At 62.1% G+C, this 14,565-nt stretch carries 13 protein-coding genes and 1 pseudogene; 8 read left to right on the top strand and 6 right to left on the bottom strand.

All coding sequences use genetic code 11. The annotated features are described in order from the left end of the window. Nucleotides 1-152: 152 nt before the first annotated feature. Nucleotides 153-1,403, bottom strand: coding sequence for an L-2-hydroxyglutarate oxidase (lhgO, locus tag APH36_RS13395; RefSeq protein ID WP_060499016.1), 1,251 nt, complete (start codon nt 1,401-1,403; stop codon nt 153-155). 114 nt (nt 1,404-1,517) lie between these two features. Further along, the gene (gene glaH / locus APH36_RS13390) at nt 1,518-2,495 is read right to left on the bottom strand and encodes a glutarate dioxygenase GlaH (RefSeq protein ID WP_060499015.1); all 978 of its coding nucleotides are present in this window, start codon (nt 2,493-2,495) and stop codon (nt 1,518-1,520) included. 194 nt (nt 2,496-2,689) lie between these two features. Here glaH and csiR point away from each other — a divergent pair, with 194 nt between their 5' ends. From csiR to APH36_RS13375, 3 genes are all read left to right on the top strand, one after another. Continuing rightward, complete coding sequence (gene csiR, locus APH36_RS13385; protein ID WP_012272506.1) at nt 2,690-3,385, top strand: DNA-binding transcriptional regulator CsiR; 696 nt, start codon at nt 2,690-2,692, stop codon at nt 3,383-3,385. Nucleotides 3,386-3,459: 74 nt separating this feature from the next. After that, nucleotides 3,460-4,140, top strand: coding sequence for a response regulator transcription factor (locus tag APH36_RS13380; protein ID WP_016714103.1), 681 nt, complete (start codon nt 3,460-3,462; stop codon nt 4,138-4,140). Continuing rightward, nucleotides 4,118-5,509, top strand: a complete 1,392-nt coding sequence (locus tag APH36_RS13375; protein ID WP_060499014.1) for a HAMP domain-containing sensor histidine kinase — start codon at nt 4,118-4,120, stop codon at nt 5,507-5,509. The genes APH36_RS13380 and APH36_RS13375 overlap by 23 nt, the downstream gene beginning before the upstream one ends. 38 nt (nt 5,510-5,547) lie before the next feature. Here the strand turns inward: APH36_RS13375 and cysS are convergent, their stop codons facing one another. Both cysS and APH36_RS13365 read right to left on the bottom strand, forming a co-directional pair. Then, entirely contained in the window at nt 5,548-6,930 is a 1,383-nt protein-coding gene (gene cysS, locus APH36_RS13370) for a cysteine--tRNA ligase (RefSeq protein WP_060499013.1), read from the bottom strand. A gap of 9 nt (nt 6,931-6,939) precedes the next feature. Then, nucleotides 6,940-8,643, bottom strand: coding sequence for a glutamine--tRNA ligase/YqeY domain fusion protein (locus APH36_RS13365; RefSeq protein ID WP_060499012.1), 1,704 nt, complete (start codon nt 8,641-8,643; stop codon nt 6,940-6,942). 248 nt (nt 8,644-8,891) lie between these two features. Between APH36_RS13365 and APH36_RS13360 the strand changes: the two genes are divergently transcribed. Both APH36_RS13360 and APH36_RS13355 read left to right on the top strand, forming a co-directional pair. After that, complete coding sequence (locus tag APH36_RS13360; RefSeq protein ID WP_060499011.1) at nt 8,892-9,392, top strand: peptidylprolyl isomerase; 501 nt, start codon at nt 8,892-8,894, stop codon at nt 9,390-9,392. Continuing rightward, the gene (locus APH36_RS13355) at nt 9,389-10,111 is read left to right on the top strand and encodes a UDP-2,3-diacylglucosamine diphosphatase (protein ID WP_060499010.1); all 723 of its coding nucleotides are present in this window, start codon (nt 9,389-9,391) and stop codon (nt 10,109-10,111) included. The genes APH36_RS13360 and APH36_RS13355 overlap by 4 nt, the downstream gene beginning before the upstream one ends. Nucleotides 10,112-10,216: 105 nt before the next feature. On the opposite strand, the pseudogene APH36_RS13350 reads toward APH36_RS13355, so the two are convergent. Then, nucleotides 10,217-12,523, bottom strand: a pseudogene (locus tag APH36_RS13350) (acylase). A gap of 196 nt (nt 12,524-12,719) precedes the next feature. On the opposite strand from APH36_RS13350, the gene APH36_RS13345 reads away from it, so the two are divergent. Next, nucleotides 12,720-13,094 (top strand): hypothetical protein, encoded by a 375-nt coding sequence (locus APH36_RS13345; RefSeq protein WP_060499009.1) that lies wholly within the window; start codon nt 12,720-12,722, stop codon nt 13,092-13,094. A 36-nt stretch (nt 13,095-13,130) separates the two neighbouring features. On the opposite strand, the gene APH36_RS13340 is transcribed toward APH36_RS13345, so the two are convergent. Beyond that, nucleotides 13,131-13,319: a hypothetical protein gene (locus APH36_RS13340; protein WP_003248064.1), complete on the bottom strand. Its 189-nt coding sequence runs from the start codon at nt 13,317-13,319 to the stop codon at nt 13,131-13,133. Nucleotides 13,320-13,470: 151 nt separating this feature from the next. Between APH36_RS13340 and APH36_RS13335 the strand changes: the two genes are divergently transcribed. Further along, nucleotides 13,471-13,929 carry a hypothetical protein gene (locus APH36_RS13335; RefSeq protein ID WP_060499008.1) on the top strand — a complete coding sequence of 153 codons (459 nt, stop codon included), beginning with the start codon at nt 13,471-13,473 and terminating at the stop codon, nt 13,927-13,929. Between the two features lie 250 nt (nt 13,930-14,179). Then, the gene (locus tag APH36_RS13330; RefSeq protein WP_060499007.1) at nt 14,180-14,560 is read left to right on the top strand and encodes a Mor transcription activator family protein; all 381 of its coding nucleotides are present in this window, start codon (nt 14,180-14,182) and stop codon (nt 14,558-14,560) included. Nucleotides 14,561-14,565 lie beyond the last annotated feature (5 nt).

Genomic DNA, 14,565 nt, shown 5'->3' with positions numbered 1-14,565 from the left:
GGCGCTACCTTGTTGTTTTTGTCATGCCCGCGAAGGGGCCGTCGGCTGGCACGATCACCGACGCAGGCGCGAAAAAGCCCGCCCTGCCCTAAATGGTGAGTAGGGCAGTTCGGGTTGAGTAAGAGGAGACCGCAAAACGTATTACCGGTGTGTCAGCTGGCAACCCGCTGGCTGGCTGCACGATCCGCCTTGGGGATGTGGCCCCCTTGCCGGCTGACCTGCTCGCACACCTTTTCGACAATGTAGGCGCCGATCGGAATGGCCGAGGTGGCGGCCGGCGACGGCGCATTGCACACGTTCACGCTGCGCGCGGTGTTGACGAACAGGAAGTCGTCGATCAGCTTGCCGTCACGCGACACCGCCTGGGCGCGTACGCCGGCCGGGTATGGCGTGAGGTCAGCTTTGGTGATGCTTGGGCAGTACTTCTGCACCTGCTTGAGGTAGCCGCCCTTGAACAGCGAGTTTTTCATCTCGATCAGGCCCGGGCGGAAGTTCTTCGCCAGTACCTTGAGAATGCCGGGGGTGGTGAGGGTCTGGAACAGGTCACCAGGGCTGACGTCGGTCTTGCGGTAGCCCTCGCGCTTCATTGCCAGTACGGCGTTGGGGCCGACGGTGACGGTGCCGTCGATCATGCGGGTCAGGTGCACCCCCAGGAACGGCATCGACGGATCAGGAATCGGGTAGATCAGGTGGTTGACGATCTGGTCATGTTGCTTGGGCAGCAAGTAGTACTCGCCACGGAACGGGCAGATCACGAACTCGGTGCGCAGGCCCAGCATGCTCACCACGCGGTCGGCCATCAGGCCCGAGCACGTTACCAGGAAACGGCTGCGGAACTCGTCGCGCTGTGTGCGTACGATCACTTCGCTGGCCTGCTCCTGCAAGCCGACCACCTCAGCGCCATAGCGGATTTCGCCACCGGCACGCTGGAAGTCTGCGGCCATGGCGGCGGTCACTTGCGCGTAATTGACGATGCCGCTGGACGGCACGAAGATGCCACCCATACCTACGATATTGGGCTCGCGCTCGCGCAACTCGTCTGCCGACAGCCAGTAGCGCTCCAGGCCATTGGCCTCAGTACGCTCCCACAGCGCTTTCATGCGTTGCATTTCCAGGTCGTTGGTGGCCACCAGCAACTTGCCACACTCATCGAAGCGGATGCCGTGCTGGGTGCAGAAGGCCTTGGTGGCCTTGTTGCCTTCCAGGCAGAAACGCGCCTTGAGGCTGCCGGGGGTGTAATACACGCCGGCGTGAATCACGCCGCTGTTGTGGCCGGTCTGATGGCGAGCCGGGCCGGATTCCTTCTCCAGCAGGAGAATCTTCGCGTCCGGGTAGACCTTGATCAGGTGCATGGCCGTGGACATGCCCACAATGCCACCGCCAATAATGATGAAATCGTACACAGCCTTACCTCACACGCAGGCATTGCCTGGCTGGCTCACCAAGGCCCGCGCGGGCCTTGGTGGCATCGTTTTTTTGCAAAAGCGCATGGGCGGGCGCCCGCCCGACACCCTTGATTATTGCCCGCGCTGGTACAGCGGTTTTGGGAAGGCGACGTAACCACGCTGACGCATCAGTTCACGGCGCAGGCCCTCATGCGGGGTGAAGCGGTCACGGCCATGCAGCCAGAACAGGTTGTTGATCAGCAGGAAGCTGCCTACACCTACCGGTATCGACACCTTCTTCTCGCTGCCTTCCAGCGAGTCGGACAAGGCGTTCAGCCAGATGCCTTCCTCGTAGTTTTCCGGCTGCACGAACTGGTCAATGTAGCGCATGGTCGGGCGGCCTTCGCCATCGGTGTCGAACACCGAGTGGAACACATCCTCGGCAACCTTTTTGCTGGGTGGCGCGGTCCAGCGCATTTCGCGGCGTGCCATCGGGTGGCGGAAGAATTCCTCGCACTGCTCCCAGTCGTCCAGGTGCAGCAGCAGCGAGTTGCCACCTTCCATGTTCTTTTCGTCGATCTTCAGCATCAGCACGTAGTCGGTGATCTGGTTCACGAAGGTGCCGTCGTTGTGCAGCTCCATGACCCGGTGCGGCTGGCGCAGGTAGCTGTCGGAGTTGTCGCTGTTGACCACCACGAAGCGCGCATAGAACTGCCCACTCATGGCGTCGTAGTTGGAGCGGCCGATCAGGTGTGCACAGGCGGTGGTGAACTTGACCATGTCCTCGGCCTGGCTCACGTCATCCAGGCCAATCGGGGTAATCAGCATGCCGCCGGTCGTGCGGTCGAGGATGGTGTTGAGCAGCACGGGGCGCAAGGTGCCCTGGCACAGCTCATCAAGAATTTCACCTACCCGGAAGCGCAGGAACGACTTGTACTCCAGCGCCTGCACCGGCCATTGGGCGACGGCCTGGACGAACGCTTCGACGGTTTCGCGGGCAAAGGTCAGTTCCAGCAGACGCGGCGACTGTTTCGAGGGAGCGATGGTGTAACCACGCGGTTCGAGCGGCAGCGGCATCACAAGTTCGTCGATCTGCGTAAAGGCGTTCATGGCAGTGTCCTGGCAAAAAGGTGGTTGGCGCTATCCAGTGATGACCTGGATCAGTGAGGGCGAGCTAAAAATATCGCTACTCAACAAAAATGTCTACATTTTTATCTTTCATAGCTATTAAGCGCTATTGTCCATTGTTTTTCGTCCGCAGAGGGTTTCGGTATGATCACCAAAACGTTTTGAGGAACAGGATCTTGGAAGCGCTCGCCCCCCGACAAAACTCAGCATTCAGCGGGTATGAGAGGCTCAAGAAGGACATCATTCGTGGCGTGTTCAAGCCCGGTGAAAAACTGTTGATGAGCGCCCTGAAGGAACGCTACGACCTGGGCGTGGGCCCGCTGCGCGAAGCGCTGTCGCAACTGGTGGCCGAACACCTGGTCAACGCCATCAGCCAGAAAGGCTACCGGGTGGCGCCCATGTCGCTGGACGAGATGAACGACATCTACGATGCGCGCGCCAACCTGGAGGCGATGATCATTGCCTTGGCCATCGAGCGCGGTGATGACGCCTGGGAGGCGTCAGTCCTGGCCCACTCCCATACACTGGCTAAGGTCGTGGAAGTAAAAACCCGCGAACAGCGCCTGGATGTGTGGGACGAACGGCACAAGGCGTTTCATACCGCCATTGCCTCGGGCTGCGGTTCCAAACACCTGCTGCAGGCGCGCACCTACCTGTTCGACCAGGCCGAGCGTTATCGCCACCTGTGGCTGACGCAGACGGTGTTTTCCGAACAGGCGCTGGAGCTCAAGCGCCAGGAGCATGCGGCACTGGTGGAGGTGATTCTCGCCCGCGACGCCAAGCGCGCCAGCGCCATGATGCGCTCGCACCTGATGACGCCGGTGCCGATCATTGCGCAGATCATGCATGCCGAGGGTATCGGCGCACGCTAGATGAATTTTTCTTAAATCGCCGGTTGTCTATTCTTTGGCACAATCAAATCTCTATTAGATGCCCAGGAACCAGCATGCCTCGCGTACTGACCATCGAAGACGACGCCGTCACCGGCCAGGAAATCGTCGCCGAACTTACCAGCCACGGCCTGGACGTGGATTGGGCCGACAATGGCCGTGAAGGCCTGGCCAAAGCCATTGCCGGCGGCTACGACCTGATCACCCTCGACCGCATGCTGCCCGAGGTCGACGGCCTGACCATCGTGACCACCCTGCGCAGCCTCAAGATCGCCACCCCGATCCTGATGATCAGTGCCCTCTCCGACGTCGATGAGCGGGTACGCGGCCTGCGTGCCGGCGGTGACGACTACCTGACCAAGCCGTTCGCCTCCGACGAGATGGCTGCGCGGGTCGAGGTATTGCTGCGCCGCAACAGCGTGCCCATGACCCAGACCCGCCTGCAGGTCGCCGACCTGCAGCTGGACCTGATCAGCCACGAGGCGCGCCGTGGAGACAACACCCTCAACCTGTTGCCCACCGAGTACAAGCTGCTGGAGTACCTGATGCGCCACAGCGGCCAGGTGATCACGCGGATGATGATTTTCGAGGAAGTCTGGGGCTACCACTTCGACCCGGGCACCAACCTGATCGACGTGCACATCGGCCGCCTGCGCAAGAAAATCGACTCCCCCGGCCAGTCGCCGCTGATCCGTACGGTACGGGGCTCCGGCTATGCCATTGCTGAACCCGTCTAAAGGCTGGAGCTCTTCGACCAGCCGCCTGCTGGCGCTGTACAGCTTTCTGTTCGTGGCCTGGAGCAGCATCCTCATGGGGGTGCTGTATTTCGAGGTATCCAGCTACCTGAACAAACTCACCCGCCACTCCATGCTGCAACGCCAGCACCTGTTCGCGCACATGAGCGGCAAGCAGCTGGATGACGCCCTGATCGCCAGCCAGGCCTTCGAAGAACGCAGCTTCGACGCCTACGGCCTGTTTGACGCCCAGCTCAACCCGATGGGCGGCAGTGTGCGTGCCCTGCCCCCGGAACTAAGGCTGGACGGCAAGATCCATGAGTTGAAACGTTGCCTGGATGCCGACGACCCACACCTGCCCCGCGACAGCTGCGATGCGGTGGCGATCAAAGTGCAAGATGGCCGCTGGCTGGTACTGTTCCGCGATAACGGCTCACTGTTCGTGGTGACCCGGATTATTCTCGATGCCCTGCTCTGGGGTATCTCCTTGACGCTGATCCCAGGCTTTGCAGGCTGGTATCTGTTGCGCCGCCGGCCGTTAAAGCGTATCCGCGCGATCCAGGCCCAGGCCGAGCTTATCGTCGCGGGTGACCTGACGCACCGCCTGCCCTTGTCGGCCAGGCGCGACGAGCTGGACATGCTGGCCGCCATCGTCAATGCCATGCTCGACCGTATCGAGCGGTTGATGCATGAGGTGAAAGGTGTGTGCGACAACATTGCCCATGACCTGCGCACCCCTCTGACTCGCCTGCGCGCCCAGCTGTACCGCATTCGCCAGCAGAGCGATGTGGACTCTGCGCAAGCCGAGGCGCTGGACCAGGCCATCGGCGAAACCGACACCCTGATGGCACGTTTTCGTGGGTTGTTGCGCATCAGCGAACTGGAAGACCGCCAGCGCCGTGCCGGGTTCGTTCAGCTGGACCCGCATGATTTGCTGGTCGAACTGCACGACTTTTACCTGCCGTTGGCCGAAGATGGTGGTATTCATCTGGAATTGCACCAGCCCGCGCAGCTGCCGGCTCTGCACGGTGACCGCGAACTGCTGTTCGAGGCACTGGCCAATCTGGTGGGCAACGCTATCAAGTTCACGCCCGAAGGCGGGCAAGTGGGGATTAGCGCGATAGTGGACGACAACCGCCTGCAACTGGCCATCGAGGACAGTGGGCCGGGTATCCCCGAGGAAGAGCGTACTGCGGTGTTGAAGCGGTTCTATCGCAGCGATGAAGGCCATCGCCATGCCGGGTTCGGGCTGGGGTTGTCGATCGTTGCGGCGATCGTCGACCTGCACGGGTTCGGGCTGGAGATTGGGGAGAGCGAGTTGGGTGGGGCGAAGTTGGTGCTGCATTGCCCACTGGCGGGGCTAGCCAAGTAACCATTGGGGCCGCTCTGCGGCCCCAATCATCGAGCCGATCAGTCAGCCAGCCGCCAGGTAGTAGTACCCTTGCTGTCTTCCAGCACCACACCCATGGCGGTCAACTGGTCGCGAATCCGGTCCGACTCGGCCCAGTTCTTGTCCGCACGCGCCTGCAGGCGCGCCTGAATCAGGCTTTCAACCTCGGCCGCATCGACCTTGCCTTCGGCGCCCGCTCGCAGGAAGTCATCGGCTTCCAGCTGCAGCACACCCAGCACATCACCCAGCTCACGCAGACGACCCGCCAGGCCGGCAGCGGCCTCCGGGTCGCTGTCGCGCAGGCGATTGATCTCACGCACCAGGTCAAACAGCACGGCGCAGGCTTCGGGGGTACCGAAGTCGTCGTTCATCGCCACACTGAAGCGCTCGACGAACGCCTCGCCACCCTTGGCTGCCACGCGTGGCAAGCCGCGCAGGGCGTGGTAGAAGCGTTCCAACGCGCCCTTGGCGTCACGCAGGCTGTCTTCGGAGTAGTTGATCGCGCTGCGGTAGTGGCTGGCCACCAGCAGGTAACGCACCACTTCCGGGTGGTACTTTTCCAGCACGTCACGGATGGTGAAGAAGTTGTTCAACGACTTGGACATCTTCTCGCCATTGATACGGATCATGCCGCAGTGCATCCAGGCATTGGCGTACTGCTTGCCAGTGGCCGCTTCGCTCTGGGCAATCTCGTTCTCGTGGTGCGGGAACTCCAGGTCGCTGCCACCGCCGTGGATGTCGAAGCTCTCGCCCAGGCAGCACGTGGACATCACCGAGCACTCGATGTGCCAGCCCGGACGGCCCGGGCCCCATGGCGACTCCCAGCTCGGCTCGCCCGGCTTCACGCCCTTCCACAGCACGAAGTCCAGCGGGTCTTGCTTGGCTTCGTCGACCTCGATGCGCGCGCCGATGCGCAGGTCTTCGATCTTCTTGCGCGACAGTTTTCCGTAACCGACGAACTTGCCGACGCGGTAGTACACGTCACCATTGCCCGGGGCGTACGCGTAACCCTTGTCGATCAGGGTCTGGATCATCGCGTGCATGCCGGCGATGTGGTCGGTGGCACGCGGTTCCTGGTCTGGCGGCAGGATGTTCAGGCGGCGCTCGTCTTCGTGCATCGCATCGATCATGCGGGCGGTCAAGGCGTCGAAGGTTTCGCCGTTCTCGTTGGCCCGGTTGATGATCTTGTCATCGATGTCGGTGATGTTGCGCACGTAGGTCAGGTCGTAGCCGCTCTTGCGCAGCCAGCGGGTGACCAGGTCGAATGCCACCATACTGCGGCCATGGCCCAGGTGGCAGTAGTCGTACACGGTCATGCCGCACACGTACATGCGCACCTTGTTGCCATCCAGCGGCTTGAAGGTTTCCTTCGCTTTGCTCAGGGTGTTGTAGATGGTAAGCACGGCGTTTCCTCAGCTGCCCCAGGAGTCACGCAGGGTGACAGTGCGGTTGAACACCGGGCGGCCCGGCTGGCTGTCTTTCAGGTCGGCACAGAAGTAGCCTTCGCGCTCGAACTGGAAGCGGTCCTCAGGCTGGGCCTGGGCCAGCGACGGCTCGGCACGGCAGCGGCTGAGCACTTGCAGCGAATCCGGGTTGATGTTGTCCAGGAAGCTGCCGCCCTCCTCGGTCTTTTCCGGGTTCGGCGAGCGGAACAGACGGTCGTACAGGCGTACTTCGCACTCGATGCTGCCTTCGGCCGGTACCCAGTGGATCACGCCCTTGACCTTGCGGCCTTCAGGGTTTTTGCCCAGTGTGTCCGGGTCGTACGAGCAGCGCAGCTCGACGATGTTGCCGTCGGCGTCCTTGATGGCCTCGTCGGCGCGGATCACGTAGCTGCCGCGCAGGCGCACCTCACCGGCCGGTTCCAGGCGCTTGTAGCCCTTTGGCGGCGCTTCCATGAAGTCGTCCCGGTCGATGTACAGCTCACGGGAGAACGGCAGCACGCGCACGCCCATGTCTTCTTTCGGGTGGCGCGGCAGCTCAAGCTGCTCGACCTGGCCTTCCGGGTAGTTGGTGATGACCACTTTCAGCGGGCGCAGCACGCACATGGCACGCGGCGCGGTGCGGTCGAGGTCGTCACGGATGCTGAATTCGAGCATCGACATGTCGACCACGCCGTCGGAGCGGTTGGTGCCGATCATTTCGCAGAAGTTGCGGATCGAAGCCGGGGTGTAGCCACGGCGACGGAAGCCGGACAGGGTCGACATGCGCGGGTCGTCCCAGGCTTGGACGTGCTTCTCGTCAACCAGCTGCTTCAGCTTGCGCTTGGACGTGATGGTGTAGTTCAGGTTCAGGCGGCTGAACTCGTACTGACGCGGGTGCGCCGGCACCGGCAGGTTGTCGAGGAACCAGTCGTACAGCGGACGATGCCCTTCGAACTCCAGGGTGCAGATCGAGTGGGTAATGCCCTCGATGGCATCCGACTGGCCGTGGGTAAAGTCGTAGTTGGGGTAGATGCACCACTTATCACCGGTCTGGTGGTGGTGGGCATGGCGAATGCGGTACAGGATCGGGTCGCGCAGGTTCATGTTTGGCGAAGCCATGTCGATCTTGGCCCGCAGCACGCGCTCGCCGTCCTTGAACTCGCCAGCCTTCATGCGGGCGAACAGGTCGAGGTTGTCTTCCACGCTGCGCTCGCGGAACGGGCTGTTCTTGCCCGGCTCCTTGAGGTTGCCACGGTATTCCTTGGCTTGCTCGGGGGTAAGGTCGCAAACATAAGCCTTGCCCTGCTTGATCAGTTCGACTGCCCAGTCGTGCAACTGGTCGAAGTAGTCGGAGGCGTAGCGCACGTCGCCCGCCCAATCGAAGCCCAGCCACTTCACATCGCTCTGGATGGCGTCGATGTACTCCTGGTCTTCCTTGGCCGGGTTGGTGTCGTCGAAGCGCAGGTGGCAGACGCCGCCGAATTCCTTGGCCAGGCCGAAGTTGACGCAAATCGACTTGGCGTGGCCGATGTGCAGGTAGCCGTTAGGCTCCGGCGGGAAACGGGTGACGATGCTGCTGTGCTTGCCCGAGTCCAGGTCGGCCTGGATGATCGGCCGCAGGAAGTTCGCAGGGACAGCGGGGGCGCCTTTGGCAGCGGCGTTGGGCGCGTTGTCGGCAGTGGGCTTGCTCATAGGATCCTTGAATGCACGTGTCCGGCCTGGGTAGGCCGATTGAATCAAAGGGCCTATCATAGCCGAAGCAGTCAAGCTGCTGACAGTCGGGCCCGGACAAACTGGCGTGATTTATCACGGCTTTTTGCCGCAGCCTGGCAAAATGGCCAGTGCGCGCCATGTGTCGCGATCACCTGATCCTGCGTCAGGTAATAACACGCGCCCTGCGCACCCTAATTTCTGATTGCCTTGAAGAAGCGAGTTTCAGCATGTCCAAAGTCAAACTGAGCACCAACCACGGCGACATCGTCCTGCAACTGGACGCCGAGAAAGCGCCGCAAACCACCGAAAACTTCGTTCAGTACGTCAAGGACGGCCACTACAATGGCACCGTGTTCCACCGCGTGATCAAGGGCTTCATGATCCAGGGTGGCGGCTTCGATGCCAACATGAGCCAGAAGAAAACCCGCGCCACCATCCAGAACGAAGCCGACAACGGCCTGAAGAACAAAAAGTACAGCATTGCCATGGCACGTACCATGGAGCCGCACTCCGCCTCGGCGCAGTTCTTCATCAACTCGTCCGACAACGACTTCCTCAACCACAGCGGCAAGAACGTGCAGGGCTGGGGCTACGCCGTGTTCGGCGAAGTGATCGAAGGCCGTGAAATCGTCGACGCCATCGAAAAGGTCGCCACCGGCTCCAAAGCTGGCCACCAGGACGTTCCGAAAGACGACGTGATCATCGAGAAAGCCGAGATCATTGAGTGATCCTGCTGATCTCCGATCTGCATTTGCAAGAAGAACGCCCGGATATTTCCCGGGCGTTTCTTGATCTGCTCGATGGCCGCGCCCGCCACGCCAAGGCGCTGTACATCCTGGGTGATTTTTTCGAAGCGTGGATTGGCGACGATGCCATGACGCCCTTCCAGCAGTCGATCTGCCAGGCCATGCGCCGGCTGAGTGACAGCGGAACGGCCATCTACCTGATGCACGGCAACCGCGACTTCCTGATTGGCCAGGCCTTTTGCGACGCTGCTGGCTGCACGCTGTTGAGTGACCCCAGCGTGATCGAGCTGGGCGGCGAACAGGTGCTGCTGATGCATGGCGACACCCTGTGCACCCGCGACCTTGGCTACATGAAGATGCGCCGGTTACTGCGCAATCCGCTGAGTTTGTGGATCTTGCGTCACCTGCCGCTGTCGGCCCGCTACAAGCTGGCGCGCAAGCTGCGCAACGAAAGCCGCACGCAAACGCGGATGAAGTCTACCGAGATTGTCGACGTCACGCCGGAGGAAGTACCCAAGGTGATGGCGGAACATGGCGTGCGCACGCTGGTGCATGGCCATACCCACCGACCGGCGATACACAAGCTGGTGGTCGATGGACAGCCGGCACGGCGTATCGTGCTGGGAGACTGGGACCGCCGGGGCTGGGCCTTGCAGGTGGATGAGCAAGGGTTTCAGCTGGCGCCTTTCGAGTTTTCCTGAGGGTGCAGGGTTGCCCGGGCCGGCCTCTTCGCGGGTAAACCCGCTCCTACAACGGACGCGTAAATCCTGTAGGAGCGGGTTTACCCGCGAAGAGGCCGGCATGCCTTACTGCTGAACCACGGCCCCCTTGTCCCGCTCACTGATCACCACTTCCCGATACTCTGGGTCAGCCTTGATCTGCGCTTCGGTAAACGGAATCACCGCCAGCTGCTTAGCGGCGAACGCCTTGGTCTGGTCACTGGCATGCGCCGAAGCTGCTTCGCTTGACTGGGAAAACGCCAGCAACCCACGAGCCTCTGGCCCCTTGTCGGTAAAGCTGACCAGTTGCAGGTAGCTGGTACCACTCACCACCAGCCGCTTGCCCTGCCCGTGCGGCACACTGTACATCGCGTTATACACGCCCAGCGCCTGCGGGCCACCCGGCACCGGCGTGCCATCGAGCGCCTACTGTACCTGCCCCCAACGCGCCTTACCCGCCACGCCGCTTTCATTCACCTGCTTGAGCGAAGCCAGCGCAGCCTCGTGCACCAGCTTGCTCACGGCCGCTTGCTCTACTGCCAAGCCTCGCGGGGTGTGCTGCGGATCGGCCGGGTTAAAGGCCACCCGCCAGCTTTCCGGGTGTTCGGCCAGGGCATTGAACAGGTTCTGGAAGTGCACCAGGCCAATGCCGCTGTCCAGGTCAGCCTTGCCATTCCAGGCCGCCAGGCTGCTGCAGACGGCTTGCACATCCACGCCTGCGCCCTTGCACCACTGCAGCAGATCTGGCAGCACCAGGCTGGCCAGGTAAACCTCGTCGTCGGTCACCATGCGCTGCAGGTCATCCACGCCCAGCTTTGCCGTGCCCTGCAGACGTTGCAGGGCAAAGCGCCCACGCATGCCCAACGGCTGGTCATTGCGGCTGACCAACGGTGAATAACCGGTCAGCGGCTGGGCCGGGTTGGCCATCCAGGCCGGGTCGTTGGAGTTCTGCACGAAGTCCTCGCGCTCAAGGCTCGGCAGCAGTCGCGCCGGAAAAATACCCGGTTGCGCGGCCTGCGCATCGACCTTCCACTGGCATGCGCTGCGCGAACCATCCAGCACCACCAGGCGCCCCTGCCCCTTCGGGTTACTGCAGGCGTCCAGCAGTGGCTGATCCACGTAGGGCACCACCGACTGGTTCAGATACAACGCACGCCCGCCTTGGTCCACCGCCAGGGTATTGACCCATGGGATGCCTTGCAGTTGCTCGACCGAGCCTTTCAACGCGGCCAGGCTGTCGGCACGGTTGATCTGGTACCACTGCTGCAGCACCCGGGTGTTGTCCAGGTTGGCATCACGCAAGCTGTAGGCCGCCTGCGCATCCCAATCCAGGCGCCCAGGCCACTGCACCACCGGGCCGAATTGCGAGCTGTAGACCTGCCGTTCCACCTGGCTCACGCTGCCATCTTCGGCCTTGACCGCAACACTGACGGTTTGCCTCACCAGTGGCAGCGACTTGCCATCGAGCAGGTAGCGGGTCGGGTCTTTGGGATCGAGCTGCAAACGGTACAAGGTGAAGTGATTTGACGTATCGACGGTGTGCGTCCAGGCCAGGTGCCGGTTGAACCCGATGTTGACCACCGGCAGGCCGGGCAATGCGGCGCCCATGACATCAAGCTGGCCGGGGATGGTCAGCTGCATCTGGTAAAAGCGCATGCCGCCCATCCACGGGAAGTGCGGGTTGGCCAACAGCAAGCCACGGCCATTGGCCGAACGCTGCGCGCCTACGGCCACCGCGTTGCTGCCGCGCTCCGTGGCAAAGCGCTCTTGCCTCGCCAGTGCGGTACCGAAGCCAGCCGGTGCCTGCTGGCTGGTCTGTGCAGGAGGTTGCGCCCCCGCCACCGCCTCGACGAACTGCCCGACACCGCCTTCGGCCAGCAGCCGACGGGTCAGTTTGACCAGGTCCTCGCTACTGATGGGCCGCACCCACTCGCCATTGCCGCACTCGGCAGGCAAGCCTTGCCTGCGACGCTCAGCCAACGCCCGGTTGTAGCCGGTGGCATAGCCCTCCAGCAGCGCTTTCACCGGTGCGGGCTGCGCCTGCAAGTACGCACTGACCGCCGCCGGGCTGTTGAGCCAGGTGAAGAACAGGTCACTGGCCAGGTTGTCACGCTGTTCCAGGGTCTTGCCTTTGGCACCGAAATGGCGTGACCGCTCGCCGCTCACGGTCAGCACCTCGTTGGCCAGCAGGCACAAGTTGTCCTGCGCATAGGCGTAGCCGACACCATAGCCCAGACCACGCTCATCCTTGGCCACGATATGCGGCACCCCGTAACTGGTACGTCGGATCTGCGCACTGGCATCAAGGTTGGGCTGCGCCTGAACGGTAACGCTGAAGGCCACCAGCGCGGCGGCCAGGCCAGCGCAAGTCATGGGACGGGAAAGTGGAAACACGGGCACTCCTCGGGTTCGGGGGTCATCCCGATCAGACGAATGGCCAGATGAAAATTTTACGTATTACAAGGCGGTGGAACGTCTTGATGAGAAAGCGGCATTTTTTTCACGAGTGGGTTGCAGTTTTTGCGTTCTCATTCGTCCTAGTAAGTGAGGCAACCACATTTCGGGTTCGTCCACGAAAAGGAGCATTCACATGCACAACCCGCAACCCTCGATCCAGGCTGGGCGCGTCCCAGGCAAAGCGCCCAAGGGACAGGGCATTTTTGCCGAGGAACGCACCGGCAACGAACAGATCCGCGAACTGCTGCGCACCTTTGGCCTGCGTACCAGCCTGATTCGCCTCAAGGTGATCGACGCCTTGCACGCCGCAGACCGCAACGGCCGCAGCATTGGCGTGCGCGGTGTGCACGCCCAACTGGAACAGCTGGACATCCCGCTGTCGTTTCTCAGCGTGCGCGAAGTGCTCAAGCGCCTGTGCGCCGAAGGCGTCATTCAGCTGGGCAGCGACAAGTGCTACAGCCTGAACCCTCAGGCCCGCGCCGTGCTGGAGCAAACACCGCTGCGCTGAGCGTATGGCCGGCCAGACCTGGCCGGCCCGCACAGGTCAGGGCTTGACCTTGCGCCGCAGGATGCCATTGATCACCACGACCACCACCGCAATGGCAATGGCCAGCATCTGGAAGGTCTGCTCACTGATCGTTCCCTGCTTCTGCAGGTGGGACAGGCCCAGCATCAGACCCAGTACAACCAGGATGATCAAAAGGGAATATTTCAGGCGCTGCACGTGTGTCATCGAAGGTTCCTTGCAACATCAGGGGCAAAAGGCTCGCAACGAGCCGCGGCCATGATACAACGGCCACCGCCCCCGGCGCTGCATTTCCTGCTGGGTGGGGCGGGGTCAGCCTGAAAGCATGAGGCTCCCAAGCACCCAAGCCGGAGTTACCATGTACAAACCCCTGCTGTTCACTTCGCTGTTTCTGACCCCCTTTTCCCTTCATGCACTGGACACCCGGCAAACACCCGCCGAGCACCTGCTCGAACTGGGGCGCGAGCTGGCCGCCCATGCCGGCAGCAGCCAATGGCAACAACTGTGGCAACGCGTGCGCCAGGCCGGGTACCTGCAGGCCAATGCGGCGCCAGTCCATTTCAGTGTGCCGGCGGCCCGGCTACCCGACCTGGCCCGGCAAACCCTGACCCAGGCCGATCAGGTACAGGCTCAGCGCCAGACCCAGGCCCTGTACCGCCGCCACTTTGCGGGCCAGGTCATCGGCCAGCGCAACGGCCAGCCCCTGCATGCGCTGTGCCTGCTGGTTGACTGGCGCACATTGCCCCAGGACATGCGCGCCACCCCTCAAGCCTACCTGAGCAGCGCCAGCTTGCTGAACAGCTATCCGTGCGAGTGAAGGTTACCGGACACATCCGCAACAATCGGCGTGATCAGATGAGAAATCACCAGTCCCCGCCAAATGTCGATGCCATTTCCTACAGCACCGGATATCGCTGCCTGCAAAACCTGTTCACCGAAGCTACAACTCCCAACCCATATGCCGCCTAGCGACGCGCCTTGGCAGTCGCACAGAATTTGCTCACACCTTCGACATAACGCCGCGGGTGATCGGGTCGCACATCCCACCCATCCCGAAGGAGCGCCATATGCAAACGCCAGACTTGAGCCAGATCGATATCAGCCAACTGCCCCACTCGCTACAGGCCCTGATCGACTGCATCGGCATCGAAAACGCCTACCAGCTGACCTGCGCCTTTGGTGGCAGGCCCAAGTACATCCCCAAGCACCGCGAGCGTACCAAGCTTGCCGACGTGCTGCCGACCGATGCGCTCGATGCGTTGATCAAGCGCTTTGCCGGGGTCGCCCTGGAGATCCCCAAGGCTGACCACTTCCTGCGCCAGCTGCGCAACCAGCAGATCCAGAAGGAAAGCGCCAACGGCCTGTCCCGCAGCCTGTTGGCCAACAAATACGGCCTGAGCCTGCGCCAGATCGGCAACATTCGGCGCCAGGAGCCTTGCGCTCGCTGACGCCA

This window comes from Pseudomonas sp. NBRC 111133 (assembly GCF_001320605.1).
Lineage (GTDB): Bacteria > Pseudomonadota > Gammaproteobacteria > Pseudomonadales > Pseudomonadaceae > Aquipseudomonas > Aquipseudomonas monteilii.
Note: the sequence above shows the minus strand (reverse complement) of the source record. Positions and strands in the feature narration are given on the sequence as shown.

What these genes read in the sequence shown, in the direction of transcription:
- glaH (WP_060499015.1), bottom strand. Translation starts at nt 2,495, where the DNA reads ATGAACGCCTTTACGCAGATCGACGAACTTGTGATGCCGCTGCCGCTC.
- APH36_RS13380 (WP_016714103.1), top strand. Translation starts at nt 3,460, where the DNA reads ATGCCTCGCGTACTGACCATCGAAGACGACGCCGTCACCGGCCAGGAA.
- APH36_RS13375 (WP_060499014.1), top strand. Translation starts at nt 4,118, where the DNA reads ATGCCATTGCTGAACCCGTCTAAAGGCTGGAGCTCTTCGACCAGCCGC.
- APH36_RS13365 (WP_060499012.1), bottom strand. Translation starts at nt 8,643, where the DNA reads ATGAGCAAGCCCACTGCCGACAACGCGCCCAACGCCGCTGCCAAAGGC.
- APH36_RS13360 (WP_060499011.1), top strand. Translation starts at nt 8,892, where the DNA reads ATGTCCAAAGTCAAACTGAGCACCAACCACGGCGACATCGTCCTGCAA.
- APH36_RS13345 (WP_060499009.1), top strand. Translation starts at nt 12,720, where the DNA reads ATGCACAACCCGCAACCCTCGATCCAGGCTGGGCGCGTCCCAGGCAAA.
- APH36_RS13340 (WP_003248064.1), bottom strand. Translation starts at nt 13,319, where the DNA reads ATGACACACGTGCAGCGCCTGAAATATTCCCTTTTGATCATCCTGGTT.
- APH36_RS13335 (WP_060499008.1), top strand. Translation starts at nt 13,471, where the DNA reads ATGTACAAACCCCTGCTGTTCACTTCGCTGTTTCTGACCCCCTTTTCC.
- APH36_RS13330 (WP_060499007.1), top strand. Translation starts at nt 14,180, where the DNA reads ATGCAAACGCCAGACTTGAGCCAGATCGATATCAGCCAACTGCCCCAC.